A 24,780-nucleotide genomic window follows, 5' to 3' on the forward strand; every position below is an offset into this window, starting at 1 on the left:
CCTTGTCGCACCCTTAGTGAATCCCTTACGCCCCCTGGTGGGTGCGACGTGACAGTCCGGGACGGTAAACCGTTCGATGCAACTCCCAGTCAAGGAAGATGCACTGATGACCACTGAGGACGCGACCGAGGCCGGGTCCATCGAGATGCCTGAGTCGCAGCCGTCGAAGACGGTGGACGACCAACTCATCGACGAACTGGTGGGCCGGGCACAGGCCAAGGGACTACAACTGACAGGCGAGGGCGGGTTGCTACAGCAGCCGACCAAGCAACTGCCGCTGCGCCGTCAGACCATGCGGTGATGCAGCTCATGAGACGCGGACTGCCTCACCCGGTTCGCCCGTGACCAACGCGGGACGATTTCAAGGGCGAACAGCACTCGCAAACCGTCAGCGGAGCATTCCGTGCAGCAGGCGTTCCAGCGCCCAGGCGAAGTCTGCTCCACGGTCCACTCCTCGACCGTGGAGCTCTTCTCCCCCCGGCAGGCTGGCCTTACCATGGTCGACCGTATGCCCCACACTGGGTGAGCGTTAAGCAGGTACCCGAGCATCATGTTCCACATCGCGCGATAGGCTCACGCCCCATCCGGCCGTTCCAGCCCGAGGGCTTCCAGTCCTCGCATCGCCGACGCGGCGGCATACGCCGCGGCAATCGACATGATCCGCAGGCCCGCGCCGCCTTATGAGGGGCGGGCCTGCACCGGGACTTCCAACCCGGCAACGTGTTGTTCGACGTGCCGCCCGCAAGGCCGGCAGATGCCCGGATCACCGGCGTCGTCAACTGGGCCGCGACCTCCTCGGACCCACCCGATCTCGACGTGGCGCACTGCTCCACCCATCTCACGCTGCCGGACGTGAAGGTCGTCAAGTCCTTCGTCACCCAGGAACAGGACACCGCCACCAACCCCAAGGCCATCAGCGGCGGCAACCACACCATGTTCCTCGCCGGCAACGACTCCGACGCGAAGAAGACCACCACCGCCCTGCTGGAATCCTACGGCTGGACCGACATCCTCGACCTCGGCGACCTCGTCACCGCCCGCGGCATGGAGATGTACGCCCACATACACGCCGCCATCAGCATGACCCTCAGCATCGCCAACCACTTCGGCATCAAGATCACCCGCCGATAACCCCCTCCAGCGCCAAGCCCAAGCCAGCGACGGCCTGGACCTGGCGCCAACCACTGCATCCCCACACCACCGCGCCCAAGACAGAAGCAAAGACAACAGCTACCAAGACAGCACTCCCGCCAGAACACCGACACACACTTGGCCAAGCAAACCGACGGCCCTCGATACCGTGGCCCTGACCACGCACCAGCCCCCGACGATCACGACATCGCCCACCTCACCCAAAGTACAGCCCAGCAGACACCCCATACCCACACAGCAACCCAACCCGGAACACCACGAAAAACCGAGCCACAACGAGAGCCGAAACGGTAGAGCGACGGGCAACCGCCCCCCGGAGCCTGATCCGCCCTGCCAGGTGAGAACACAACCCCTCAACCAGCAACCTGACCAGACGCGTTACGACCCCAAAAACCACAGAAATTCTCAAACAATTCCGGAAAACTCAACCACCCACAAGCACCACAGGCGAGCACCACAGAGACCCAAGGCCGAACATTCACACCACGTCAGATGAGCAGCTAGACAAACCAACCACAAAACTCAAGACCAACCCCCTACCAAGAAAAACAAACACAACAACAGACCACCCCCTCACAGCACTCCTTCACCCAAACGAAAACCCACACCGGCACTGAACGCGGCCATGCAGCTCCAGCACGACCAGTCGGCCGCGGACCGGGCCGCCGCGCGATCGAACGGGCCCTGGACCAGCCCTGACCGCACGCCAGACCGGGCACTGGCCGAGCACACCAAGCCAGAGGCAATCGAGCAGGCCCCACCACCTTCGCCATCCCGACCACCACCCCCCTCCCGTCGGCAAACCATCGAATGACGACAAGAGGAGCAGGCACCCAACGAACACGGACATTCCGGGCCTCGCGACGACACCGATCCACTCGGACCCGATGGCGATTAATGACAGAGTTTGGTAACAGTTAGACCGTTTCGGTTGAATCAAGACACCATGAGTGATCGCCAGCATTCTCGGATGGCACTCTGGAGAGATGCGCCCTTGGAACACCTCCGCCCAGAAGAACCTGCGGCGTCTGCTCAACGAGTGGGATCCGATCGGTGTCGCTGATGCTGTCCAGGACGAGTACGACTGCATGATCGGCCCGTTGTTCCGCAGGCTCCATGGTGGCGCCGACCAGGCGGAGATCGGTGAGTTCCTGCGGCATGAGCTGGAGGCCCATTTCGGGCTTCCTTCGAGCCAACCCCCCGAAGCGGTAGCCACTCGCTTGATCGCCTGGTGGACAGCCACCGACCCTGCCGACGACGCGGACAGTCGGTAGCCGTCCCCTTCGGAACGTCTGCACCTTGACCTGTGTATGTCGTTGAATGAAACGCAGAGGGCGCGGACTGAGCCCTTGCTCCCGGACCGGACACCGAAGCAGGGCGGCCGATGGCGGGACCACCACGAGACGATCGACGCCATCGCCTTCACGTTCCAGACGGCAACCCAGTGGGTCCACCTGCCAATGAAGTACGGCAACTGGCAGGGCCTCTACAACCGGCTGCGGATCTGGGCCGTTGACGGCACCTGGGAGAGGGCGTGCACCGCGCTGATCGCCAAAGTCGATGCCCCCGAGGACCGCCGCCTGGCCTCCCGTGAACAGTTCGCCTGCTTGCCCGAGCCCTGGACCCTGGGCAACTTCGACTTCACCGCCCCGCCCGGTGTCGACGAGAAGCTCATTCGGGACCTAGCCACCTTGCGATTCCTCGACGATGCCTCCAACGTGCTGCTCGTCGGCCCGCCCGGCGGCGGCAAGACCATGCTGTCGGTCGCACTCGGCCGGGCCGCGGTCGACGCCGGCCACCGCGTCTACTTCACCACCGCCACCGAACTCGCGGCCAAGTACCACAAGGCCGCGCTCGAAGGCCGTTGGAAGACCTGCATGCGGTTCTTCTCCGGCCCCCGACTTTTGATCATCGACGAGCTCGGCTATCTGCCGCTGCCCGACGACGGGGCATCCGCCCTGTTCCAGGTGATCAGCCACCGGTATCCGAAGTCGGCCACCATCCTGACCACAAACGTCGGCATCGACGGTCCTTCCTACCGCCTGCGCGGACACCAGCACCAGGCCGACGTACTCCGCAAGGGAGTGAACGCCCGTGTCTCCTGAACCCGGACACCACACCCCCAAGGGGCCTGGCCTCGTCAACTGCCCAGTCTGCGAATGCGAGTGCATCCCGCATCCACGGCAGATCTACTGCTCTCCCCGCTGCAAAGTCCTCGGCCAGCGGCCGGCCCCGACCGAGCCCCAGCCGCACACGTGTCCCGTCTGCGAGGGCACGTTCATGGCCAATCCCCGGCTCTGCCAGGTCTACTGCTCAGCCACCTGCCGGCGGGAAGCGGAACGGCAGTGCGAACGCGACGAGCAACGGGCCCGCCGCCTCGGAGAGGCCCTGCCCCCCTGCCCGAACTCCCGCCCCCGCCCGAGGCCGCCACCCGCGGCGGCTCACGATCGACCGCCGCCCAGCGAGATCCACTGGAGCCGACCGCGACCCGGAACTGCCCACACTGCCAGCAGCCGGTCACCATCGTCGCCTTGCTGGCCACCCCGGAGGTGACCCGACCCGCCATGCCCACCGGTCCCAAAGTCGTCCTCTCCACAGAACACCGTGAGCGGACCGGTGACGTTCCCGGCTGACCGTTGCCGATCCCGCGGCCCGTGAGCGCTTGAGTTGGCCCGGGTGAGCGTCGTGGTTGGCCCGCAGGGAGCAACTCAAGCCGTCAGGATGCGCCGCCGAAGACGACGTCCTTGGTCTCAACCGACCCAGCCGTCCGCCCCGGCGCCGTCTGGTAGGTCCAGTACAGGTTCGTGTGCGCGATGACCTGGTCCGGCGGCGGCGCACCCCATGCTGTCTTGTCGCCCGTCGTGTGGGCGTCGCTGACCAGGGTCGCGTCGTACCCCCTGGCGAACGCACCATGGAGCGTCGAGCGGATGCACGCGTCGGTCTCCGCGCCGACGACGACGAGCCGCCCAACACCGAGTCCCGACAGCACGATCTCCAAAGTGGTGTCTTCGAAGGAGTCGCCGTACCTCTTCTCGACGAGCGGCTCGGCGTCCTCTGGAGTGAGCTCGGGGACGATCCGCCACCTGTCGCTCCCCCTCGTGAGCTCCTCGTCGGAGTGCTGGACCCAGACGACCGGTACCCCTTCCCGCCTAGCCCGCTCGACGAGACTGGCGACGTTCGCGACCACCACGTCGCGCTGATGGACCCCTTCGACGACGCCCTTCTGTACATCGACGACAAGGAGCGCGGTGTTCGGCCGATTCGCCAATGTGGTCATGATCTTCCTTTCTTCGCGCTGGCCTCGTGACCGCGCCCGGCAGCCCCACCCACCGACAACGGACCGGACGTCGATCAGTGCCGCCGCCCAGGTCTTGCGCAAACCGCGCAAGTGAGCAAAGCGACCTCTGCCACCTGAGCGTCACGGTTGGCCCGCAGGTAGGAAACGGCTTTCTCGAGTGTCCCCGTCGTACGCACAAGAGCCAAGGGAGTAGCCCCCGCCCCGGGGTGTCAGGGGCGGACGGCGGCCAGGAGCTGGTCGGTCGTCACCACCCGGGCGAAGCGTCCGCCGTGCAGCGAGAGAGCACTCGCCCGGGCCAACTCGTCGGCCGTCAGATGCCAGCCGTTCGGGCCGGTCAGGTCGAAGGTGTGGGTGGCATCGAGGGCGACCAGCACGTCGTAGCCGAGGTTGCCGCCCATGCGGGCGGTGGTCTCCACGCACATGTTGGTCTGGATGCCGGCCAGTACGACCTGGGTGATGCCCGCCGCCTTGAACCAGTCGTCGAGGTCGGGGGTACCGTAGAACGCCGAATTCACGGACTTGGTGACGAGCAGCTCCGGCCCGCCGCCCTTGCCGCGCCGCTCCTCGACGTACTCCTTGAAGTCGTTTCCCTCCTGCCCGGTCCGCAGCGGCGAGCCGGGTTCGTTCGAGTCGTGCCGCACAAAGACGACCGGCCGGTCCGTGCCCTGCCAGGCCGCGATCAGCGAGGCGATGCGCTCGTCGGCGGCCGGGTTGTTGCGCGGCCCCCAGAACTCCGACTCATCGAAGCCCTTCTGCACGTCCACCACTACCAGCGCCGCGTTCTGTGTGATCTCCATGTCCACGACCCTGCCGTCCCGCCAGGCCCGCTCACAGAAGGCGGAAAGACAGCGATCGATGCTTTACTGCCAGGATGACCCGACCGACGCCGGCCCATCGCATCGCCCTGCTCGCCTTTCCCGGCATCCGGGCCTTCGACGTTTCGGTGATCACCGAGGTGCGGGGGCGGACCGCACCGACCGCGGAGTGCCCGAAGCTACGGCGAAGCGACAAGTAGCTCTCTGTAATCAGAGTGACGCTCGGTCAGGGCGAGCGGGGCGGGGGCCAGGGACTTCGCCGACCTGGAGGGCGGCGAAGTCGGCGGGGGCCTGTTCGACGGCTTCGGGGTACGCCTCGCGCTTGGCGTGTTCGGCGAGCGCCCGGTAGATGCTGGCGACCGAGGAGGGGTGTCCCTTGCGCTTGCCGGCGGGGACGATCAAGTCGTGCTGGACCTTCTCGGCGGATTCGCCGCCCGCGAGGCGACGCAGCACGCTGTGGAGCATGTCGTCGGTGATGACGGGCGGTCAGCCGCCGTGCTTGCCCTTGCGGGCCACGGTGTCGAGCCCTTCGAGTGTGGACTCACGGATGTTCTCCCGCTCAGTCTCCGCCATCGCCGCGAAGCACGCGAACAGCGGCTAAGCGGTCTTGAGCAAGTCTTCTGTGGTTGGTGTCAGTGCTGTTGCCCGTCGGGTCATTGCCTGGTCGACGGCGGTGTGTAGTGCGGTGGTGCTGGTGTAGGCACGGACGGGCATGTCCTGGTACTTCACTGAGCGCCATATGCGCTCGATGAGGTTCAGCTCCGGCGATCGCGGTGGGAGGTAGAACAGGTGGACGCCGATGGCCTCCAGTTCTTCACGCCGTCCCTTGAAGAGTCTGGCGTGGTGGATCTGGGCGTTGTCCATGACGATCGTGCACGGTCTGACCCGCCGCCAACCAGGCGGCGGGTCAGTGAGACTGTCCGTTCCTTTGGGCAGGCGTGCGATGTGCGTGCAGACGAAGTCGAGAACCATCGAAGCGTCAATTTTGTGGTCGACGGCCCTCCACACCAGTTCGGGGCCTGGCCCGCTCTCGCTCAGTGCTCCCAGGACGTTGACCCGCCGGTTCTTGGTGTCCTCCCGCTTGACGACAGCGCGGACACCGGTGCGGGCCCAGGTGAAACCGGTGGGCAGGGTCGGAGAGAACCCGGACTCGTCCAGGTAGTACAGATCCTCGGTACCGGCTTCGGCCCTCAGCCGTACAGCCGTAGGCCCTCCAGCCGCTCCCACGCGGCGGCCTGGAGGGCCGGGCCGGCCTTGTGCCGCAGACTGTCGCGGGTACGTTTCCAGCGGAAACCGTCCCGGTGCAGCAGCACCGACAGCCAGGAAGAATCGACATTTACCCCACGCTCTCGGCGCAGCCACTCCGCCAAAGCGGGCAGCGTCCACGTGGTCCCCTCAGCCGCCGCGGTATCCAGCATCGCCTCCAGCGCGTCCAGGTCCTCGCGCGTCCACCGTGGCGGCCGACCCGACCGGGGCGCGTCGGCCAGGGCCTCGAAACTTCCGTCAAGGAACCGGCGCAGAGCTTTGCGCACGGTGACCACATGCCGGTCGACAATGGACGCGATCTCGGGAGCGTTGCGGCCCTGGGCCGACAGCCGCACGCATTCCAACCGCACCCGCTCATTCACCGGCAAGTCCCGAGCCCTCAACCGCCGCCCCAACTCCGCCTCATCCTCCGACGAGAGCTCCACCCACAACGGTCCTGCCATTCCAAACCCCCCTCCTGGTATGGCACATACCCAAACAGCACCACACTTCACCAAGACCGCTTAGCCCGGGCCGGTCGGGTCGTAGATGCCGGACAAGGGGCCGGCGAGCATCTCCAGGACCAGGCCGTGGGCGGTGAGGTGGTCGGCGAGCGCGGTGAGTTCGGCGGCGTCGCGGCCGAGCCGCTCCCTCTCGTACACCGCGAAAATGACCCAGCAGTGCAGGGCGCGCGCCTTGACCTCCCGCGCCATCCTCAGCACCTCCTCGAACCGGGGGCGGACCCATACCCGGGTGCTGATCTTCTCGCTGAAGATCTCGTCCCTCAGGATGCCGTGCTTGCTGAGCGCGTCGAGCTGGCACTCGAGTTCCTGGCCGAGGGTCGAGCAGCGGGCGTAGCCGATGCGGATGTCCGCGCTCGACAGGTCCGGGGCGATCGGCGCCGGCGGTAGGATGCCCGGCCGCCACGGCCGGCCCGGGCCGCGGCCGGCCGGGGTGGGCACCCGCAGCGCCTTCTTCAGCCGGGGACCACGGTTCGACGTCCTCCGCGTCTGACCGGTCAGTTGGGGAAGGCTGCTGAGGGCCCGTCATGAGCCCGGGTTCTCGCACAATGCAAGTCTCAGAAGGGGGTCCGTCCCGCTTTTGAATGAGAACGGGTTCCGAGAACGAATCCGGGATCGGCGGGGGGCCGGCGGCCCATGATTGATCTTGCTCGCGCAAAGGACCGTTTGCCGGAGGCGTGAAGGGAGGCGCCGTTCCATGTCGGGACGCCAGTCCCAGCCGGACACTCTTTGGGGCCTGTCCGGCGGATCACGGGCGACGGCTCGGTGGCGATGCCATCGACCGCGCCTGCCGCCGCATCTCCGCCTCGCGCCCCGCCTTGGCCCGCAGCCTCGCGACCGCCGTGGCCGCCATGGCCGCCGTGGCCGCTGCGACATCGTCGCCCCTACTCATGGATCCGTGTCCTGTCGGCGGAGCCGGCCACCGCCGACGCCCCGATCTTCCCGGACCTCGTGCTCAGAACCCGGTGGGCAGCCGGGGCGTGTACGGGCGCTCCAGCGCCGCGAGTTCCTCGCCGGTCAGCCGCACGTCCAGTGCGGCCGCCGCGTCGTCCAGGTGGCCCGGGCGGGTCGCGCCGACGACCGGGGCGGTGACCACCGGGTTGCCCAGCACCCAGCCGAGCGCGACCTGCGCCATCGGCAGGCCCCGGGCCTCCGCGACGGACTGCACGGCGTCCACGATCGGCCGGTCGACGTCCGCGAAGAACCGTCCGGCGACCGGATCCCCGGCCGAGCGGTCCGTCGCCTGCCCGTACGGGCGGGCCAGCCGCCCGGAGGCGAGCGGGCACCACACCAGGCTGCCCACCCCCTGGTCGGCGAGCAGCGGGAACATCTCCCGCTCCTCCTCGCGCTGCACCAGGCTGTACTGGTGCTGCATCGACACGAAGGCCGGGCCGCCGTCCCGCGCCGCGGCGTGCTGGAGCTTGGCGAACTGCCAGGCCCACATCGAGGAGGCGCCGACGTAGCGGACCTTCCCGGCCGCCACCACCTCCCGCAGGGCCGCCGCGGTCTCCTCGACGGGGGTCGCCGGGTCGAAGCGGTGCAGCTGGTAGAGGTCCAGGTAGTCGGTGCCGAGGCGGGTCAGCGAGCCGTCCACCTGCGCCAGGATCGCCTCGCGGGACAGCCCCGAGCCGCCCGGGCCGTCGTGCATCGGCAGGCCCACCTTCGTCGCGAGGACGACGTCGTCGCGCCGGGTGTACCGTCGCACCGCGCGGCCGACCAGCTCCTCCGAGGCACCCCCGCCGTACACGTTGGCGGTGTCCCAGAAGGTGATACCGAGCTCGACCGCCCGCCGGAAGACCGGCGCCGCGGCCGCCTCGTCCAGCGCCCACGGGTTGTGCCCGCGGCCACTGCCGCCGAAGCCCATGCAGCCGAGCGCGATCCGGCTGACCGTCAGGCCGGTGCCGCCGAGCTTGACGTATTCCATCGCTCCCCCACTCACGCCGGGTACGGTTCGGCGGCCCGCGCGTTCTTCAACGCGCCTGCCCACCAGGACAGTTGGTCGAGCATGGACTTGGCGTAGCCGGCCGCCTGCGGGTCGTCCGGGCGGCCGTCCGTCCAGGCGGTGAAGTAGTTCGGGAAGGCCAGGCCGTCCCGAATGGTCACCGCGTGCAGCTCGGTCAGCACGTTCTCCAGGTGCAGCACGGCATGCCGGCCGCCGGCCGCGCCGCCGTAGCTCACGAAGGCGACCGGCTTGGCCGTCCACTGGGTGAAGTGCCAGTCGATGGCGGACTTCAGCGAGGCGGGGTAGCTGTGGTTGTACTCCGGCGTGACGATCAGGACGGCGTCCGCGCCCTCCAGGGCCTCGGTCAGCCCGGCCATCCCGGCCGGGCGGGGGTAGTCGGCGCCCGCGAACTTCGGCGAGGCGGCGGGCAGGGCCAGCGGGAGGTCCACCTCGGCCAGGTCGACCACCTCCACCTCGAACCCGCCGTGTGCGACGGCCTGTTCGGCCACCCACGAGGACACCACCGGGCCGAACCGGCCCTCCCTGACGCTGCCGACGAGGATCACCAGCTTGTGCGTGTTCTTCTCCATGGCCACCACCCTCGGCCCGCCCACCGGCCGCAACCAGACCGTGCCCAGACTGGCCCCCGCAGGGCCACCCTCCGCGCTGCCACCGGCCGTTACGCTCGTCGCATGGGCACACCACTGGGGGACTTCATCCGCGCCAAGCGCGACAGCATCCAGCCCGAGACGCTCGGCCTGCCCGACCACGGCCGCCGCCGCTCACCTGGACTGCGCCGCTCCGACCTGGCCGTCCGCGCCGGCATCAGCGTCGAGTACCTGACCCGGCTGGAGCAGGGCCGCGACCGCAACCCCTCACCCGCCGTGGTCCACGCGCTCGCAGACGCCCTCAGCCTCGACCCCGCCGAGCGCGGCCACCTGCACTACCTCGTGAAGATCACCGGCGGCGCCTGCGCCGGCCGCACCCGGCCCGCCCCGCCGCCCCGCGACGTCCGCCCGGCCGTCCGCCAGACCCTGCGCCTGCTCGAACCGGGCGTCGCCGCCGTCACCAACCGCCTCGGCGACATCCTCGCCCACACCAGCGGCTACGCCGCCGTCCTCGGCGCGGCCGGCCTGCTCGACGCCCCGGCTCCGAACCTCACCCGCTACGTCTTCACCGACCCCCGGTCCCGCACCCTCTTCCCCGACTGGGACGAGGTCGCCGACGAGCAAGCCTTCGACCTCTGGCTCGGCCCCTCGGCCGAGAACTCCGAGTGGCTCAGCACCGAACTCGCCCCCGTGGCCGGCCCCGAGTTCACCCGCCGCCTGGGCAACCACCGCGTCCCCCGCCGCGGCCCGCTCCGCCTCCAGCACCCATCCGGGCCCGAACTCCGCCTGCTGCGCGAGACCTTGGACCTCACCGCCGACGCCCAGCAGCTCCTCGTCCTGCTCCCCGCCGACGAGGACACCGCAACCCACCTCGACCGGCTCACCCAGCCGGGCCCGGCCCACCTACGAGCGATCTCCTGAACGTGGCGAATTCGACCACCGGTCCACGGACGGCTTCCAGCCCTGTGTGGTCTCCACGACCAGGCAGGGCACATCGAGCGACATCGGGACCCACGACTCGATCGGCTGATTCCCCTGCGCGATGCCGGGCCCAGCAGGAGGTCGAATCCACGCTCTCCATCGACCAGTCGGTTCGACGTCCGGGTGGCGAACACCAGGCGCCGCCACGAGCCGGTTACCAGCTGTTGGTCGACCTCGGCGATGTCGCGGGGTGGCTGTCCGGCTGCTTCGAAATCGTTGGACGCCCATTGCGTGAGTCGGCGAGCATCCGCAGGTGACAGATGAAGCCGATTACTGGGGACCGTTCACGCGGAGCCCGAAGTGTGTACGTTTTGTCGAGCTGTCCGGCGGGGCGATGTCCGCTTTGCTCGATAGTGACCTGTCCGAAGCCAGCAGGGCGGCTGGGGTTTCGCTGACCGAGTACTTCGTGACCGACAGAGCACGGTGGCTATGGCAGTTCCGGCTCGACCAGATGGCCGCCGATCCCGGCCAGGCGCGGTGGATGGTGCGACAAGCGGTCGTCGGCGACAAGGGTCTTGTCGCCGGACATGCCGGGTTCCACGGACCGCCTGATGAGGTCGGCATGGTCGAGATCGGCTACTCCATTGCTCCCGACTTCCGTCGCCAGGGATATGCCCGAGCCGCGCTGATCGAGTTGCTCCGCCGGGCAGCGGCCGAACCCGCAGTCACGACTGTGCGGGCGACGATCAGCCCCGACAACGTGGCATCCCTGGCCACGATCTCGGGCTTCGGCTTCGTTGAAGTCGGAGAGCAGTGGGACGAGGAGGACGGTCGCGAACTCGTCTTCGAAGTTCCTGCCCGCCGGGTTCCACCCGCTTGATGCGAAGGTTCACGGCATAACTCGCCTGCAGGGCTGAGCAGGCGGGGACAGCTGCCCGCCCACTGGGAGTCCAAGCAGGCCAGACCGACCCACACCATCGACTTGGGAAGGTAGAACGACTTAGTCTCGGCCTGCGGCCTTGATCCGTTCACCTGGCTCCTCCCGGGAACTCCGGTTGACCACCAAACAAGATCCGAGCAACCCGCCCCCTTCGCTCCACCTCCATTACAGGAGCTTCGTCACTACCACGAGGCGGTCCGTCCCCCTGCCACGCATCGGTACTCTGCCCCTCACGGTTTCAGCTGTTTGGGGTTCTCCCTTATCACCAACTGGCCCTCAACAAAGGCCAGCTGACTGCATCGCGGCGAGGGGTTCCCACGTTCCGCACTGGTGCCTGTCACCGAGCTCGCGCCACCTTCATGCCGGGCCGCCACCTGGCCAGGAATACAGGAACCCGCCAGACTCGTCCCGGGGCAACAACTGGACCCCAGTTTCGGCAACCACTCATACGCTTACGACACTTCAGCAGTGGTTCACTCGCGTTCGCCTTCTCGGCACACACCTGACGCATCTCGTGCGCCTTTTCCGCAGTGCTCATCACCCCGGCTCATTCACCGGAGCAACCTACGGCGGTTTGAGACCTCCCCCTGCATGGGCGGTCCCGGAGGGCCTACCTCCATCACCAGTGCAGCATCATGTCGGAAGATTTCTTCCACATCGAAACCTCCCGTTGTGTTCGTGGCGCACAGTCGTCGGCGTATCGCACCAGACGGTGGTTCGGCAGCCCCTTGCGGCGTCGGGCTTGCCGACGTGCTCCGGGGTTCATCTCGGTGCTCCGGATCCGCGAGAAATGCCGGTCCAGAACGGAGAGATAGATGTTGGCCAACAGAGGGGAGGCGACTCCTCCTTGTGGAGTGCCCGCGAGGGTCTCCGCGCATCCACCGTGCAGCTCGACAACTCCACCCGCACAAACACCTTGACCAGCCGCAGGACCTTGCGGTCCTTGATGCGCTCGGCCACCAGGTCCATCAGGACGTGATCGTCGACGTTTTGGGATTCGGCCCCCGCGTACGGCCGATGCTCCTGCTTCAGGGCCGGTAGACGCACTCCGCCAGCGTCGTGTGCTTCTTCCAGCCCAGCGTCTCGTACAGCGCGCGCCCGGCGTCGGTCGCGCCGAGAACGCCGAGGACAGCGCCCGTCTCCAGGGCTCGGTCGGCGAGCGTACGCATCACGAAGTTGCCCAGCCCGCGCCGCCGATGGGCCTCCTCGGTCACCACCCGATCCACAACCACGGCCTCCCCGAGGGATGCCATCTGCCCCTGGGCCGCCTGCTCGCCCGCCGCATCCAGCACCCGAACGTAGGTGACGGCCCCAATGGTCTCCACGGTCGCGGTGTACCCCTGGGGCGCGACCGGGTCCGTGGCCATCAGGTCAACGGCCATCAGATGGCCGATCTCCTCCATCACCCACCCCTGGGACAGCCAGGACTCGATCTCCTCCGGCTCCGCGGGCGTCTTCATCCAAGTCCGCGGCACGGACACCGAGGCCGCGGCGCTGCGAACCAACGGCTCCTCGGCCTTGGGCAGGACATGGCGCCCCACTTCGTCGGGGTTGCCGGCCACCTCGATATAGAACCCCCAGGGCTTCTCGACAGGCGGGGGCGTCCGCCTGGACACGGCCCAGCCCGCCGCCCAAGTCCTGACTATGTCCGCAACCATCAAGCCCTCCCGAAGCTATGGCCGCACCAACGGCCAGGTAATAGGCAGCAGTCGGGATCACACATTACGTCGCCATGAAGTCCGCGGCATCCGTTTTACCGGGATGCGGCTCCTGAAGGGCAGTCGCGAAAGATCACACACAGCAGAACCGCCGCCAGCCAGCAGCCATTACGAGGACCCCACCGCCCTACCCACCGGCAGCCCCGCAGGCACCCTGGACTGCGCCAGCAGCCTCAACCCAGCCGACCCCAACGTCTGAACCCGGCACCGCACACGAGACAGCCTCAGGCGTCAATCCCCGAAGGACTTACGGAACCGACCACTTGGCTTGCCAACGGCGGGATGGACGTCCGCGCCGGCAAACACCCTGCGCCCGGGCCCGGGACCTGGCGCCGGGAAGGCCCCGACCCAGCGGTGGCGCCGGCGAGGAACGCGTTGAGGTACGAGATCAGTGGGGGCAGGTACGCGTCCTCAAAGCACCTTGGGAGCTTAAGGGGCGGGTTGGACGTTGGTGACTGCCAGAAACGCTCCCGAAAGGTGCTGAGGGTCACCGTGGATCAACTCCACCGTGTAGTTGACGACCCGGACCCGGTAATACTCCCCCGCCCTGCTGTCGTTGGGGCAGGTGAAGTCCAGGAGCGCGCCGCCGTTGTCGGGCTTGATCCACCCGTGGGGCGATCCCTTGGAACAGCCGACGAGCACGGTGCCCCGAGTGGACTCCAGGGCAAGCTGCGGGGCCGGGCAGTCGTAAGCGTGGTCGTAGTTGCAGCCGAGGCGGGGCCGGAGCGTGGGTAGAGCGTGAAGGGCTGCCCGTGGTCGTCGACGATCGTGGTGCCGTGGCGTCCGGCGCACAGCCAGTCGATCTCGAGGTGCCACAGGATCTCGTCGCCGCCGGCAGCGGGCGCGAGGATGAACTCCTCGACATCGGTGGCACTCACCGAGAAGGGGAAATCCGCCTCCTCGGCCCGCAACTGGGGCGTGGCCTCGTTGAGGTCGGTGCTGAAATGCCGCGGCGTCATCCTGCGGAAGGTGGGGATGGTGATGAGGCCATGGCATGCTCGGCGGGCGGGACGACGGGACAGGACCACCGGGCGCATCCCTCGCAGAATCACCGCCCGCCCGGTCAGGCTGCTCTCCACGGTGACCCGGAAGGAGCCCTCACGGACCATCACCTCGGGCGGGTCCGCATCCACCAGGACCGTCTGCTCGTCGTAGGGGTCGCGCTGGCCCGAGCGGTCCACGGTGACGATGAGCGGGCTCTCGGTGTCCGCGAGGCCCTCACCCGACAGGTGGAGGTGCACCCCGCCGCTGATCGCCCCCGCTTGTACGACGGCTCCCTGCCCCCCTCCGTTCACCTGGTTCTCGATGTTCCCGGCCTGTCCGTCGCTCATCCATCCCCCTGCCGTGACCGGACCTCACCCCCATCGCGAGATCCCACCCAACTGTGCTGCGTCCACCGACAGTTCACCATTCTCGGCCTCGGTCGTCACTCCCACGGCGGACAGACACCGTACCGCCGCGGAGCCGGAGGGCGACCCTCCCGTCCCGGGTAGCCGATTCAGGCGCCTGGCAACCGCCGCGACCCGCCCGGGGCAGCTGCTCCCGAGCGCGGCAGCGCTCCGGCCGACCCGTTGGCGTCCGCGGATGCGTCTGTACCTGTCGTCCTTCCGGATCAGCCCGTGTGAGCCCCCTCAGTGAGGCAGCACTCAAACTGGTGCAGGTGCAGGTGCATGCCTGGGGCCAGGGAGAGGCACCGGGCCTGGGGCGTCGACTGTCAGAGCAGGGCCTAGAGTCGGTGACGCACCGTCGTAAGCAGCAGGAGGTCCCGTGCCGTCAAGACAACCTCAACACCGCACCGTTCAGGGCCAGCCCACCCGGCCTCGGCCGCTGGCGCCGATCCCCTTCGACGTCGAGGCAGTCTTTCCGGAGTTGACGGGTACGGCCCGCGAGGCCACCCTCCTCTACCCCAGGGCCGGGCAGCCGGGCCCAGGGGACAGCTCCCTGGGCGGGCCACTGCTGTGGCCGGCGGACGAGCCTTGGCCGATGTGCACCGAACCGGACCACTACAAGCCGCTCAGCGCGCCCGTCGGGGCCGAGCCGGTCGCGATGGTCCCGGTGGTCCAGCTCTACGCGCGGGACGTGCCCGGCCTCGTCTTCCCCGCCGGCACCGACCTGTTGCAGATCCTGTGGTGCCCGCTCATTCACGAGGACGACGCGTCTGCGGCCAACCCCCGGCTGACCTGGCGCAGCACAGCGCTGACTGCTGCCCGCGCCGCCGTCGGGGAACCCCCTCGCCCGCACACCGCGGACGAGGAGTTCCTGCCCCGCCCGTGCACGGTCTCCCCCACACCGGCAGTGGAATACCCGAACTGGGACCTGCCGGAGGGACTCGGCGAGCTGCTCGGCCAGCGGTTCGAGGACCTGAAGGAGAAACAGGGCTACGACTACTTCGACGTGGCCACCACGCAGCAGAGCAAAGTCGGCGGCTATCCCGGATGGACCCAGTCGCCCAACTGGCCCGACTGCACAGGATGCGGCACCCGCATGGAACACCTGCTCAGCATCACCGCAACCGAACCAAGCACAGGCCGTTGGCTCCCCCTGGACGACCGGGACCCCCGCCAGGACGAGGCCCCGGTCCCCTCCTGGCAAGCCGAAGCGGACCCTACCGTCCTCGATACGTTCGGACACGGCATGGACCTGGGCGACCTCGGCGGACTGTACTTCTTCACCTGCCGCACCTGCCCCCACACCCCCTACACCCACCGCTTCGACTGCTGAACCCAACCCGGCCGCTCCAGCCATGCCTCGGTCAACTACCCGGGCTGATCAGCACCGGTCCGGCCAGTTCCCAGCCTCCAGGCCGAACTGCGCCAAAGCCCGCCTCGGCCGCCTCACCGCCGTCCTGGCACAGATGACCGTCATGAGGGAAACAACCACGACCGCGCCCTCCGCCGAGGAGCTGCCCCCCATGCGGCAACTACTGGACACCATCGCGCCCCACCGTGAAGGATCAGCCCCCGCACCCCGATAGCGCCACACCACACGGTGACACCCGCCGAACGCGAACGCTCCGCCTCATCAGTGCCGGCATCCATCTCGGCGAGGTCAGCCGGGGCGGATACCGACTCATGGACAACAGCAGACGTGGACAACGACAGAGTTGAATACGACCTGGTGCAAGGGGCGAAAGGGCCACCGGCCGAGAACGTCGTAGTCCTCGAACAGTAGCTTCGAGGCGGCGGCCGGGGGCCTTCGTCGCCGGCGTCGAGGAGCCCCCTCCCGTAGGGCTCGTGGGGGCTCCTTCGGACGTTACGGCCGTTACGGGTTGGGGGTCACCTCGAAGCCCGCGCCATAGATGTCGTGCTCGGGGTCGGCGGCCTCGCGGGTGCGCAGGTCGGCGAGGATGTTCGCCGAGCTGGTGTAGTTGAAGGGCGGCAACTGGAGGGTGATCGCCTTGGTGATTCCGGCCCAGGGGCCGGCCGCCTGGAACTTGTTGGCCTGGGAGGGGAGATCGGTTCCCGGAACGTGCCAGATGACCGGGCCGCCCGAGTCACCCGCCTTGTTCACGGCCGGTGCCCGGTAGATGCCGTTGTCGTTGTTCATGACGGTGCCGTACCACGTCCCGGTCTGCCCCGACGTGATGATCTCGTTGTTGCCGGTCGTCAGCAGGCGCTCGGTGTCGAGCGCTGGCTTCATCGCGTTCGGACTGACCGGCCCTTGGGGGTACTTCAGCACTCCGGTCTGCTTGAGGTGCGGCCCCTGGGAGGAGAGCGTCACCTGCGGCAGCAGCTCGATGACCATGTAGTCCTTGGTGGCGTGGCCGGTCTGCGAACCCTCGGGGTCCTTGAAGTAGCGGACATAGCCGATCGGGCCGTACTTCGTGTCGTTGCGGTCGACGACGGGGATGATGTTGTCCGGGATCTCGTGGTCGGCGTACTTCCCCGACTTGTCGCGGATGCAGTGGCCGGCCGAGATGGCTATCTTGCGCTGGTGGTCGTCGGTTCCCACGGCCCCGATGGTGCAGAAGAGATCGGTCGAGTTCGGGGGGAACGCGATCTGCATGCCGTTGTAGATGCGTTTGGTCTGCTGAGCATGGCCGGAAGGCGCGGCGGCGTGTGCGGTGGCTGCGGTGGCGCCCAGGGAGCCGGTGAGCGCCAGGGCCGCTACGAGGCCCGGTAATGCCCTGGCCTTGCTGGTCTTGCTGGTCTTGCTGGTCTTGCTGGTCACGTGTCGTTCCCTTCTTGCTGGTGGATGGCCCGCCGCCATCCTGAACGACCGGCATGAAAGACCGATGTAATCGACGTGGCCGGCGTAAGCGCGCGCCGGGCCTCGGCAATGCTACGGCCGCCGTGAGGCCGCGGCGAGCCAAGCACATACGACAACGGTCCACGGCCGCAGACCGGCCGCCGGCACCCAGACAACCGAACAGCGACAGCATTCGGCGCACGACCACCCGGCAACCAGGCGGCACGTCCACAACCGACGGCCGGCGGGCGGCCGGTGCCGACCGTCGCAGCGACTGCGGACCACCCGGCGACGGCAAGCTCCGGGCGCCCCAGCCCGCAGCCGTACTGCGCAGCGCGAGGGCAACCAGCGCCGCCAGGGGCGGGCCGGCCGAGAGCGCGCCGGGCAGCGAGCGGCGGTCGCGGGCGGCGAGGTAGAACGCGCCGAACTCCGGCCAGACGAGAGCAGCGAAGACCTGGGAGACGCCGGCGGTCCAGGCCGGGGCGACCGCGCCGAAGCGGTGCAGCACAGTGGCGTGGGCACCGGCGCCCTCGTCCTCGGCCGCCGCCAACGCGGCGGCCGCCGCAAGCGGGCTGGCAGCGGCAGCGGCAGCGGCAGCGGCAGCGGCAGCGGCGGTCAACTCCAGGAGGCCCTCATCGCCGAGCACGGCGGTGCGCTTGAGGGGCACCCGAAGGTCGGGGCGCAGGAGCGACCCGGCCAGCTGGAGTCGGCGCACCGCAGCCAGCAGCAAGGCAAAGCCGGCCAGCAACGTCTCGGCAACACCTGGGACAATCCCACACCCGCAGCCAGGACGCGAGCGGTACCACGATGCCGTCGACCCTACCGGCGCGGTTCAGGAGCCTTGGATGACGTCTGTGCTTCCTACGGCCTCGACCGATCCCGTAACTCCGATAGCCGAGTACGAGATCAGCCGAAGACCACGGCAATCTGTGCAGCAGTCGTCACTGTGAGCGATCAAGGCGAACGATCAATTCGTATCGCGGGATGGCGAGTTGAACTCAGACCCAGCGCTGGTTGTCACCGTCGTTGCAACCATGCATATAGATGTCCGTCCCGTTGGTGTCGAAGCACTGCTCAGCCCAGTTGTAGATCTTCGCATGCTGATTCCAGAAGCGGACGCCCCTGCCGTTGTTGTCCACGAACCAGCTGTTGTTCGGCTCGGAGTTGCATCCCCAAGCCCCGACAGAGCCGCTTTGGGGATCTACTCCGAGGCACAGGCCCTGCACGGCCTTGTTGCCGAGCTGCCGGGTTCCGTCGTTCCAGACGTGAACGATCCACTTCTGATTGTCGCCGGAATTGCAGTCGTTCACGTATACGCGCCAGGCCCCGCCATCCATGACCTGAGCGTCCAGACACTTGCCTGTGGCAACATTCTTGAACGTCTCGATCTCGTCAGCGCTGGCCGGGGATGCGGTGAGCACACCCAATGCGGCAACCGCGGGCAGTACCGCCAGGAACTTCTTGCGCATGAACACAACTCCTCGTTCGGCTCCGTGACACCGCAGTATGGGGATGACTGGGCACCCCCAAGGCTCGGTCAACTGCAGCGCCAGTTGTAGCGCATGACCGTCGCCCCGACGGGCCTCTCCCAGTCCGCTGCAGGCACACCTGCACCTGCTACGAAGAGCCGACGAGCTGGGCATTCGCCACCCGCAGGGCAGAATCTCCGGCACCGTTTCACGAGTGAAATCCGAAACCGTGACATCCAGTCATTCGACCGCCAGCCACACAGGACCCAATCGCCTCGTTATTCATATAACGGACACGATGTCCGCCGTGTTCAGGCCAATCTGGTCTCCGGTGAGGGTGCGCCCGACCTGGAAGGAGGCGTTGGCCAGGCAGCTGCGCCGACAGCCCGGGCCAGCTCGGCGGCCGACAGCCGGTCGGCGGGCCGCGGCCCGACCTCCCCACCTTGGTCGCCATCGCCGGGACCAGCACGGGAGTTGCTGGCTGCAGCCCCGGGGCCGACTCGCGCCGGCGCTCCCTCGACGGACGAGCGCGCGCACCAACGACCCGAACCGCGTCACCGGGCGCAGGTTACTCAACTCAAGGGCAGACTGCTGTGGGTGGCACATCCCCCGGAGAGCCACCGGGATCGTCGGCTCGGCTGCGACTGGCGGCCGTCGCCGCGTACAGGCGCCCGCGCGGCCCGTGATCAGCCTTCGGGCGGAGGTCCTGTCATGAGAGGCGTACCTGCTCGGGTTCCCCGGGCTTCCCGGCGAGACAGCCTTATGAAGCCAGACGCGCCCGCGTTCACGCGGTCGCACGCCCCGCACAGCCCGCTCGACCGCACGTCCGTCAGCCCGGGCGGCTCGGCCGCCCGCCCAGAGAGCCAAGGAGAACCCATGCGCAACCTACTGTCCCGCCGTTGCCGCCTCGTCGGTACAGCCGCCTCCGCCGCCGTGATCGCGGTCGCCTGCACCGCACCCACCCAGGCCACCCAGCGGCTGCCCGTGCTCGGCTACCAGGTCCAGGGCGACGCGACCGCCCTGATAGATGCCAGTGCCCCCGCGCTCGGCTCCGTCGGCGTCGACGGAGTCAACATCAGCCCCGCCGGGAGCGGCGTCGACGCTCCCGGTGCCACCGCGCACGGCCAACTCGCCGCCGCGCACGCCCACGGCCTGCCCGCCGAACTCCTCGTCGGCAACTTCAACGCGACGACCGACGACTTCGACGAGTCCGCCGCCAACAGGCTCCTGTCCAGCGCCGCCAACATCGACAACGTGGTCACTGCTCTCGGCAACGCCGTCTCCTCCCAGGGATGGGACGGCGTCTCCATCGACATGGAATCCCTCGCCGCCCGCGACACCGACGGCCTGACCCGCTTCGTCACCGCCCTGCGCCGGGCCCTGCCCGCGCGCAAGACCATCAGCATCGCCGTGACCACCTACACCGACACCGCCGACTACGCCGCCAACGGCTGGGATCTGCCAGCGCTCGGCCAACTCGTCGACCGCGTCGTGCTCATGGCCTATGACGAGCACAGCAACAGCAGCGATCCCGGCCCTGTCGGCGAACTGTCCTGGCAGTCTGCGGGCCTGGATGCCCTCACGAGTCAGGTCGCCCCTGGCAAAGTCGACCTCGGCGTGGCCGGTTACGGCTACTCCTGGAAACCCACTGGCGCGGTCACCCAGCTCAGCGACCAAGGCGCCCGAGACCTCGCCAGTTCCGACGGCGCCACCACCACATTCGACAGCACGGCCGGCGAATGGAACGCCACCCTCTCGGACGGAACTGTTCTGTGGTGGTCCGACGCCCGATCCCTCACCGCACGTCGCACCCTCGCCGCCGCCAAGGGCATCCACGGACTTGCCGTTTGGGACCTGGGCCTGTCGGACACGATCCAGCCCTGACCGGCATCGCCACTGGTTCAGGCCGCGAGTGCTGCGCGACACCTCCGCCCTGTTCCGACTGCTGCGCGACCCGGACCTGCAGGCCGCCTGGCGCGACGCGATCGACGCGAGGTCGACCGCGTCGCGCTACCCGCAGCGCGCCGAGTTCCTCTACAGCGCGCGACGGCCAGGAGTACGACGCGATCCCCGAGATGTTCACGGACCTCCAGCCGGACGTCTCGGTGCCGAAGAGCGCGGGACGCTGGATCGACACCGTGCAGCGCCCCATGGCCCTCGCAGGCATGCACCGAAGCTCCTCCGCAACCGACCTCATGATCGCAGCGACAGCAGCGCGTCACGGACTCACCGTTCTCCAAACGACGCGGACTACCGCACCGTGCAGGCCACACCGCTGACCTCAGCGAGCACAGCACCTGGAGCACTCCTGGGTCTGAATCCACCGAGCGGGGATGATCTCGGCTGCGATTTCGCCAGGAAGACCAGTCGGCATCCGGAGCACATCAACCAGCCTGCGCTGGCAACCACCACTACCGCTCTGGCCGGTTGAGTCGCAAGCCGTCCAGCGCTGTCTGCAGGATCGGCCCGGAGTAGCCGAGGCCACCGTTGATGGACGCGATGGCGATGATCATGTCGAGGATCTGCTCAAGGGTCAGGTCGTCGCGGACTTCAAGGGCGCGCTGTGCCGCGGCGAGAAGCGGTCGGCCGGCGGCGATGACGCGGGTGCGGTTCTGGCTGAAGATCGGATCGCTGGCGTCCGTGTCCGCCAGCAGCTCGGAGGCGATGTGGTGCTTGGCGGTGATGAACGCGGAGAACCGGTACAGCCAGTCGGTGAGCACGGCGCCGGGCGTGTCGCCTTCCGCGCTCTCGGCGGCCGCGCAGATGGTGTCGACCTCGTCGGCGTAGAGGGCCTCGAGAAGCTCTCGGCGCCCGGGGAAGTTCCGGTAGAGGGTCGCCATGCCGACACCTGCGCGCCGCGCGATCTCGGCCATCGAGATGTGAGCGCCGGGTTCGGCGAACGCGGTGCGGGCAACCTTGAGGATCGTGTCGCGATTGCGCTCGGCGTCGGCGCGTTTCGAGGCCGGTCGCATCTGGTCCATGTCACGACTTCCTAAGTGGATAGGCTATCCAGTACGGTGAACGGACAGGTTGTCCGTTTCGGACTCATCCTACTCCGCCGACCGCGGCCACTCGCGGAGACTTGAGGAGCTCACCATGGACCACCGACCTCTGGGACGCACCAGCGTCTCCGTCAGCCAGCTGTGCCTGGGCGCGATGATGCTCGGCTCGTTCGGCAATCCTGATCACGACGACGCGACCAAGATCATCCATCGCGCCCTCGACGCCGGGATCAACTTCGTAGACACCGCCGACGTCTACTCCGGCGGGGAGTCGGAGCAGATCGTGGGCAAAGCGCTCGCCGGCGGGCGGCGCGAGAACGTGGTACTCGCCACGAAGGTCGGCCTGCCGCTCGGCGAGGACCTCAACCACCGCGGAACCTCGCGCCGCTGGATCACCGAAGCGGTCGAGGGCTCGCTGCGCCGGTTGGGAACCGACTGGATCGACCTGTACCAGGTTCACCGCCTCGATTCGGCCGTCGACGTCGACGAGACCCTGGGTGCACTGTCCGACCTGGTCCGCGCGGGCAAGATCCGCGCCTTCGGCGCTTCTACGGTCCCCGCGTCCGGGATCGTCGAGGCGCAGTGGACCGCCGAGCGCCGCGGCCGCGAGCGCTTCCGCACCGAACAGCCGCCCTACTCGATGCTGACCCGCGCCATCGAGTACGACGTACTGCCGACCTGCCTGCGCTACGGCATGGGCGTGCTCACCTACAGCCCGCTGGCTGGTGGCTGGCTCTCGGGCAGGTACCGCAAGGGCCGGGCGGTCAGTGGGCCGGGCTCGGTCGTCCGCGCACAACGCTTCGCCGGCGTCTACGACGGGACCGACCCCGCCAACGCCGCCAAGCTCGACGCCGCCGACGCCCTCGGCGCGCTCGCCGACGAGGCCGGGCTGACGCTGGTCCAGATGGCCATCGCGTTCGTCACCCGCCACCCGGCGGTCACCTCCGCGATCGTCGGCCCGCGCACCATGGACCACCTCGAGTCCTACCTGACCGCCGACGGCGTCGAGCTCGCCCCCGACCTGCTCGACCGCATCGACGAGATCGTGCCGCCCGGCGACACCATCAACATCGCCGACAACCAGTGGGCGACCTCGACGACAACGCTGCAGCCCGCATCCCGCCGCCGCTAGAGCATCCAGGGGCCGGGCCAGCGAAGAGCCGGCCCGGCAGACCGCATACATCCCCGCGGCTCGGAACGCCATGGAGCCGTGAGGGCGCCTCGTCCCCCGCCGCCGGCCGAATGAGGCCCACGGCAAAGCCAATAGGAAGGGAAGTACACATCATGAGTGAATCGACTCACGCCGCCGACAGCGTCAGCACGCCCGTCCCCGTCCTCTCGGTCGCTCCGGTGGTGGTGCCGGCTCCTGGCCGCGCCGTGGCTCTGCACGTGCGAGTCTCCGCGCCCATGACCGGAAGCCGGCTGCCGGTCATCCTCCTCTCGCACGGCCACGGTCCCTCGAACAACCTCTCCTCCCTGAACGGCTACGCCCCGCTCGCCAACTACTGGGCGGCGCACGGCTTCGTCGTGATCCAGCCCACCCATCTCAGCTCCAGGACACTGAGCCTGGATCCCGACGCCCCTGAGGCACCGCTGTACTGGCGATCGCGGGCGGAGGACATGAAGCGCATCCTCGACCAGCTCAACGTGATCGAAGCCGCCGTCCCAGAACTCCTGGGGCGCCTGGACCCGAGCAGGGTCGCTGTAGCCGGGCACTCGATGGGCGGGCACACCGCCAGCCTGCTGCTGGGCGCCCGGCTCACCGATCCCCGCGACGGAACGGAAGTGAACCTGGCCGAGCCCCGCATCAAGGCGGGTGTCCTGCTCGCCGCGCCCGGCAGAGGCGGCGATGCCCTCACCGAGTTCGTGGCCGAGAGCTACTCGTTCTTCCTGACCACGGACTTCTCCGCGATGACGACGCCCGCGCTCGTGGTCGCCGGCGACAAGGACCCCTCTCCCCACCTGACGGTTCGCGGCCCCGGCTGGCACACCGATCCGTACGTCCTCTCCCCCGGCCCCAAGTCCCTGATCACCCTGTTCGGCGCAGAGCACGGTCTCGGCGGGGTCTCCGGATACGACGCCGCCGAGACCACGGACGAGAACCCCGAGCGAGTCACCGCGGTCCAGCGGCTCACCTGGGCCTACCTCCGCACCGAGCTCTACCCCGGGGATTCCGCCTGGCAGCAGGCGTGTGACGCGCTGACGGTCGGCCCCAGCTCGCTCGGACGGGTCGAATCCAAGTGAGCCGCATGACTGGGCCGCCCTCGCACGCGCCACCTCCGAGGAGAGCGGCCTTCCGGCCGACGACCCGACCTGCGCCGCCGCGGGCGTCCATCCCAGTGAACCGCGTTGCCCGCTTCGGCTGTTGCTCGGGCCAGGTGGGCTGCTGGCGCGGAGCGGGAGAGTGGCTCGGGCAGCGCTGGGATAACAAGCCGGGCTCGGCATCAACGAGGACGCCCAGGCCGACCGGGCGCTTGAGCTCGTGCCGAGCGCTCTCGACGCTCTTCGGGGTGACGGCCAGGTCGAGGCGTTCACACAGCTCGCGGGTGCACATCGGCCCGACGGCGTCGGCGACGACATGAGGATCGCTGGTAGGCCGAGTGGTCCGGCAGGGCGGGCGGCGGGAGTGCGACGGGCCTCTTCAGCCGGGGACCTGCGGATACTGCCCTGTGCCGGTGATGATCTGTCCGCTGGGGCCGAGGGTGGTGAGGTGCCCGGTGAGTGCGGCGACGGCGCGGCCGTCGTTGCGGCGGTGATAGATGGACGGCACCAGGCACCAGGCCCCAGGCCCCAGGCCCCAGCGCAACGGTCGCAGCTGCCGCGTGGCCTCGCCGGTGTCGTGCTCGACTCGTTCCAGCGCCGCACCAGCGTCTCGTCATCCACGGGAGCCGTCATACCAAGGACGACGTCGGCATTGTGGTTGTCCCAGGCCGGAGGCACCGTCGCGTCGAGGTGGACGCG

The 24,780-nt window shown here is 68.4% G+C and carries 22 protein-coding genes and 3 pseudogenes; 11 read left to right on the top strand and 14 right to left on the bottom strand.

Features of this window, described 5'->3' with window-relative positions; translation table 11 throughout:
• Positions 1 to 145 precede the first annotated feature (145 nt).
• From JNO44_RS00005 to JNO44_RS00025, 4 genes and pseudogenes are all read left to right on the top strand, one after another.
• A pseudogene (locus JNO44_RS00005) lies at positions 146 to 274 on the top strand (transposase); the annotation flags it as partial.
• Between the two features lie 339 nt (positions 275 to 613).
• Positions 614 to 1,131 (top strand): annotated as a pseudogene (locus tag JNO44_RS42830) (phosphotransferase); the annotation flags it as partial.
• 1,007 nt (positions 1,132 to 2,138) lie between these two features.
• The gene (locus JNO44_RS00020; protein WP_205369297.1) at positions 2,139 to 2,426 is read left to right on the top strand and encodes a hypothetical protein; all 288 of its coding nucleotides are present in this window, start codon (positions 2,139 to 2,141) and stop codon (positions 2,424 to 2,426) included.
• Positions 2,427 to 2,462: 36 nt separating this feature from the next.
• Positions 2,463 to 3,257: an ATP-binding protein gene (locus tag JNO44_RS00025; RefSeq protein ID WP_275695725.1), complete on the top strand. Its 795-nt coding sequence runs from the start codon at positions 2,463 to 2,465 to the stop codon at positions 3,255 to 3,257.
• 611 nt (positions 3,258 to 3,868) lie between these two features.
• On the opposite strand, the gene JNO44_RS00030 is transcribed toward JNO44_RS00025, so the two are convergent.
• Positions 3,869 to 4,429 (bottom strand): isochorismatase family protein, encoded by a 561-nt coding sequence (locus JNO44_RS00030; RefSeq protein ID WP_205360198.1) that lies wholly within the window; start codon positions 4,427 to 4,429, stop codon positions 3,869 to 3,871.
• 230 nt (positions 4,430 to 4,659) lie between these two features.
• Positions 4,660 to 5,247 (bottom strand): cysteine hydrolase family protein, encoded by a 588-nt coding sequence (locus JNO44_RS00035; RefSeq protein WP_205360200.1) that lies wholly within the window; start codon positions 5,245 to 5,247, stop codon positions 4,660 to 4,662.
• A 74-nt stretch (positions 5,248 to 5,321) separates the two neighbouring features.
• On the opposite strand from JNO44_RS00035, the pseudogene JNO44_RS00040 reads away from it, so the two are divergent.
• Positions 5,322 to 5,467 (top strand): annotated as a pseudogene (locus JNO44_RS00040) (AraC family transcriptional regulator); the annotation flags it as partial.
• Positions 5,468 to 5,475: 8 nt separating this feature from the next.
• Here the strand turns inward: JNO44_RS00040 and JNO44_RS00045 are convergent.
• The 6 genes from JNO44_RS00045 to JNO44_RS00070 all read right to left on the bottom strand — a co-directional run bounded on the left by JNO44_RS00045 (position 5,476) and on the right by JNO44_RS00070 (position 9,563).
• Positions 5,476 to 5,730: a hypothetical protein gene (locus JNO44_RS00045; protein ID WP_240168045.1), complete on the bottom strand. Its 255-nt coding sequence runs from the start codon at positions 5,728 to 5,730 to the stop codon at positions 5,476 to 5,478.
• A 132-nt stretch (positions 5,731 to 5,862) separates the two neighbouring features.
• Positions 5,863 to 6,492 (bottom strand): transposase, encoded by a 630-nt coding sequence (locus JNO44_RS00050; RefSeq protein ID WP_205360203.1) that lies wholly within the window; start codon positions 6,490 to 6,492, stop codon positions 5,863 to 5,865.
• Positions 6,456 to 6,974 carry a helix-turn-helix domain-containing protein gene (locus JNO44_RS00055; protein ID WP_205360206.1) on the bottom strand — a complete coding sequence of 173 codons (519 nt, stop codon included), beginning with the start codon at positions 6,972 to 6,974 and terminating at the stop codon, positions 6,456 to 6,458. The genes JNO44_RS00050 and JNO44_RS00055 overlap by 37 nt, the downstream gene beginning before the upstream one ends.
• Before the next feature lie 60 nt (positions 6,975 to 7,034).
• The gene (locus JNO44_RS00060; protein WP_240167331.1) at positions 7,035 to 7,472 is read right to left on the bottom strand and encodes a recombinase family protein; all 438 of its coding nucleotides are present in this window, start codon (positions 7,470 to 7,472) and stop codon (positions 7,035 to 7,037) included.
• Positions 7,473 to 7,986: 514 nt separating this feature from the next.
• Positions 7,987 to 8,955: an aldo/keto reductase gene (locus JNO44_RS00065; protein ID WP_205369299.1), complete on the bottom strand. Its 969-nt coding sequence runs from the start codon at positions 8,953 to 8,955 to the stop codon at positions 7,987 to 7,989.
• 11 nt (positions 8,956 to 8,966) lie between these two features.
• Positions 8,967 to 9,563 carry an NADPH-dependent FMN reductase gene (locus JNO44_RS00070; RefSeq protein ID WP_205360208.1) on the bottom strand — a complete coding sequence of 199 codons (597 nt, stop codon included), beginning with the start codon at positions 9,561 to 9,563 and terminating at the stop codon, positions 8,967 to 8,969.
• 102 nt (positions 9,564 to 9,665) lie between these two features.
• Here JNO44_RS00070 and JNO44_RS00075 point away from each other — a divergent pair, with 102 nt between their 5' ends.
• Together JNO44_RS00075 and JNO44_RS00080 are read left to right on the top strand one after the other, a co-directional pair.
• On the top strand, positions 9,666 to 10,502 hold the full coding sequence (locus JNO44_RS00075) for a helix-turn-helix domain-containing protein (protein ID WP_205360210.1): 837 nt from the start codon (positions 9,666 to 9,668) through the stop codon (positions 10,500 to 10,502).
• A 394-nt stretch (positions 10,503 to 10,896) separates the two neighbouring features.
• Positions 10,897 to 11,382, top strand: coding sequence for a GNAT family N-acetyltransferase (locus tag JNO44_RS00080; RefSeq protein ID WP_205369300.1), 486 nt, complete (start codon positions 10,897 to 10,899; stop codon positions 11,380 to 11,382).
• A 1,088-nt stretch (positions 11,383 to 12,470) separates the two neighbouring features.
• On the opposite strand, the gene JNO44_RS00085 is transcribed toward JNO44_RS00080, so the two are convergent.
• Entirely contained in the window at positions 12,471 to 13,004 is a 534-nt protein-coding gene (locus tag JNO44_RS00085; RefSeq protein ID WP_338058545.1) for a GNAT family N-acetyltransferase, read from the bottom strand.
• A 653-nt stretch (positions 13,005 to 13,657) separates the two neighbouring features.
• Positions 13,658 to 14,491, bottom strand: a complete 834-nt coding sequence (locus JNO44_RS00090; protein ID WP_205360214.1) for a hypothetical protein — start codon at positions 14,489 to 14,491, stop codon at positions 13,658 to 13,660.
• Positions 14,492 to 15,143: 652 nt separating this feature from the next.
• On the opposite strand from JNO44_RS00090, the gene JNO44_RS00095 reads away from it, so the two are divergent.
• On the top strand, positions 15,144 to 15,881 hold the full coding sequence (locus JNO44_RS00095) for a hypothetical protein (protein WP_205360216.1): 738 nt from the start codon (positions 15,144 to 15,146) through the stop codon (positions 15,879 to 15,881).
• 540 nt (positions 15,882 to 16,421) lie between these two features.
• Here the strand turns inward: JNO44_RS00095 and JNO44_RS00100 are convergent.
• Together JNO44_RS00100 and JNO44_RS00105 are read right to left on the bottom strand one after the other, a co-directional pair.
• Positions 16,422 to 17,330 carry a trypsin-like serine peptidase gene (locus JNO44_RS00100; protein ID WP_240167332.1) on the bottom strand — a complete coding sequence of 303 codons (909 nt, stop codon included), beginning with the start codon at positions 17,328 to 17,330 and terminating at the stop codon, positions 16,422 to 16,424.
• Between the two features lie 1,016 nt (positions 17,331 to 18,346).
• On the bottom strand, positions 18,347 to 18,817 hold the full coding sequence (locus JNO44_RS00105; protein ID WP_205360219.1) for an RICIN domain-containing protein: 471 nt from the start codon (positions 18,815 to 18,817) through the stop codon (positions 18,347 to 18,349).
• Between the two features lie 876 nt (positions 18,818 to 19,693).
• On the opposite strand from JNO44_RS00105, the gene JNO44_RS00110 reads away from it, so the two are divergent.
• Positions 19,694 to 20,701 (top strand): glycosyl hydrolase family 18 protein, encoded by a 1,008-nt coding sequence (locus tag JNO44_RS00110; RefSeq protein WP_205360221.1) that lies wholly within the window; start codon positions 19,694 to 19,696, stop codon positions 20,699 to 20,701.
• 527 nt (positions 20,702 to 21,228) lie between these two features.
• Here the strand turns inward: JNO44_RS00110 and JNO44_RS00115 are convergent.
• Positions 21,229 to 21,798: a TetR/AcrR family transcriptional regulator gene (locus JNO44_RS00115; protein ID WP_205360223.1), complete on the bottom strand. Its 570-nt coding sequence runs from the start codon at positions 21,796 to 21,798 to the stop codon at positions 21,229 to 21,231.
• A gap of 115 nt (positions 21,799 to 21,913) precedes the next feature.
• Between JNO44_RS00115 and JNO44_RS00120 the strand changes: the two genes are divergently transcribed.
• Positions 21,914 to 22,951: an aldo/keto reductase gene (locus JNO44_RS00120; protein ID WP_205360225.1), complete on the top strand. Its 1,038-nt coding sequence runs from the start codon at positions 21,914 to 21,916 to the stop codon at positions 22,949 to 22,951.
• Positions 22,952 to 23,103: 152 nt separating this feature from the next.
• Entirely contained in the window at positions 23,104 to 24,063 is a 960-nt protein-coding gene (locus JNO44_RS00125; RefSeq protein ID WP_205360226.1) for an alpha/beta hydrolase family protein, read from the top strand.
• Between the two features lie 397 nt (positions 24,064 to 24,460).
• Here the strand turns inward: JNO44_RS00125 and JNO44_RS44310 are convergent, their stop codons facing one another.
• Positions 24,461 to 24,589 (bottom strand): hypothetical protein, encoded by a 129-nt coding sequence (locus JNO44_RS44310; protein WP_275695726.1) that lies wholly within the window; start codon positions 24,587 to 24,589, stop codon positions 24,461 to 24,463.
• Positions 24,590 to 24,780 lie beyond the last annotated feature (191 nt).

It is taken from the genome of Streptomyces noursei (assembly GCF_016917755.1).
Taxonomy (GTDB): Bacteria; Actinomycetota; Actinomycetes; order Streptomycetales; family Streptomycetaceae; genus Streptomyces; species Streptomyces yunnanensis.

Bases quoted from the DNA above. Each gene is read 5' to 3' on its own strand.
- JNO44_RS00070 (WP_205360208.1), bottom strand. From the start codon at position 9,563: ATGGAGAAGAACACGCACAAGCTGGTGATCCTCGTCGGCAGCGTCAGG.
- JNO44_RS00035 (WP_205360200.1), bottom strand. From the start codon at position 5,247: ATGGAGATCACACAGAACGCGGCGCTGGTAGTGGTGGACGTGCAGAAG.
- JNO44_RS00120 (WP_205360225.1), top strand. From the start codon at position 21,914: ATGGACCACCGACCTCTGGGACGCACCAGCGTCTCCGTCAGCCAGCTG.
- JNO44_RS00025 (WP_275695725.1), top strand. From the start codon at position 2,463: ATGTCGTTGAATGAAACGCAGAGGGCGCGGACTGAGCCCTTGCTCCCG.
- JNO44_RS00065 (WP_205369299.1), bottom strand. From the start codon at position 8,955: ATGGAATACGTCAAGCTCGGCGGCACCGGCCTGACGGTCAGCCGGATC.
- JNO44_RS00075 (WP_205360210.1), top strand. From the start codon at position 9,666: ATGGGCACACCACTGGGGGACTTCATCCGCGCCAAGCGCGACAGCATC.
- JNO44_RS00080 (WP_205369300.1), top strand. From the start codon at position 10,897: ATGTCCGCTTTGCTCGATAGTGACCTGTCCGAAGCCAGCAGGGCGGCT.
- JNO44_RS00110 (WP_205360221.1), top strand. From the start codon at position 19,694: ATGCGCAACCTACTGTCCCGCCGTTGCCGCCTCGTCGGTACAGCCGCC.
- JNO44_RS00115 (WP_205360223.1), bottom strand. From the start codon at position 21,798: ATGGACCAGATGCGACCGGCCTCGAAACGCGCCGACGCCGAGCGCAAT.
- JNO44_RS00055 (WP_205360206.1), bottom strand. From the start codon at position 6,974: ATGGCAGGACCGTTGTGGGTGGAGCTCTCGTCGGAGGATGAGGCGGAG.
- JNO44_RS00030 (WP_205360198.1), bottom strand. From the start codon at position 4,429: ATGACCACATTGGCGAATCGGCCGAACACCGCGCTCCTTGTCGTCGAT.
- JNO44_RS00090 (WP_205360214.1), bottom strand. From the start codon at position 14,491: ATGAGCGACGGACAGGCCGGGAACATCGAGAACCAGGTGAACGGAGGG.
- JNO44_RS00125 (WP_205360226.1), top strand. From the start codon at position 23,104: ATGAGTGAATCGACTCACGCCGCCGACAGCGTCAGCACGCCCGTCCCC.
- JNO44_RS00045 (WP_240168045.1), bottom strand. From the start codon at position 5,730: ATGCTCCACAGCGTGCTGCGTCGCCTCGCGGGCGGCGAATCCGCCGAG.
- JNO44_RS00020 (WP_205369297.1), top strand. From the start codon at position 2,139: ATGCGCCCTTGGAACACCTCCGCCCAGAAGAACCTGCGGCGTCTGCTC.
- JNO44_RS00105 (WP_205360219.1), bottom strand. From the start codon at position 18,817: ATGCGCAAGAAGTTCCTGGCGGTACTGCCCGCGGTTGCCGCATTGGGT.
- JNO44_RS00095 (WP_205360216.1), top strand. From the start codon at position 15,144: ATGTGCACCGAACCGGACCACTACAAGCCGCTCAGCGCGCCCGTCGGG.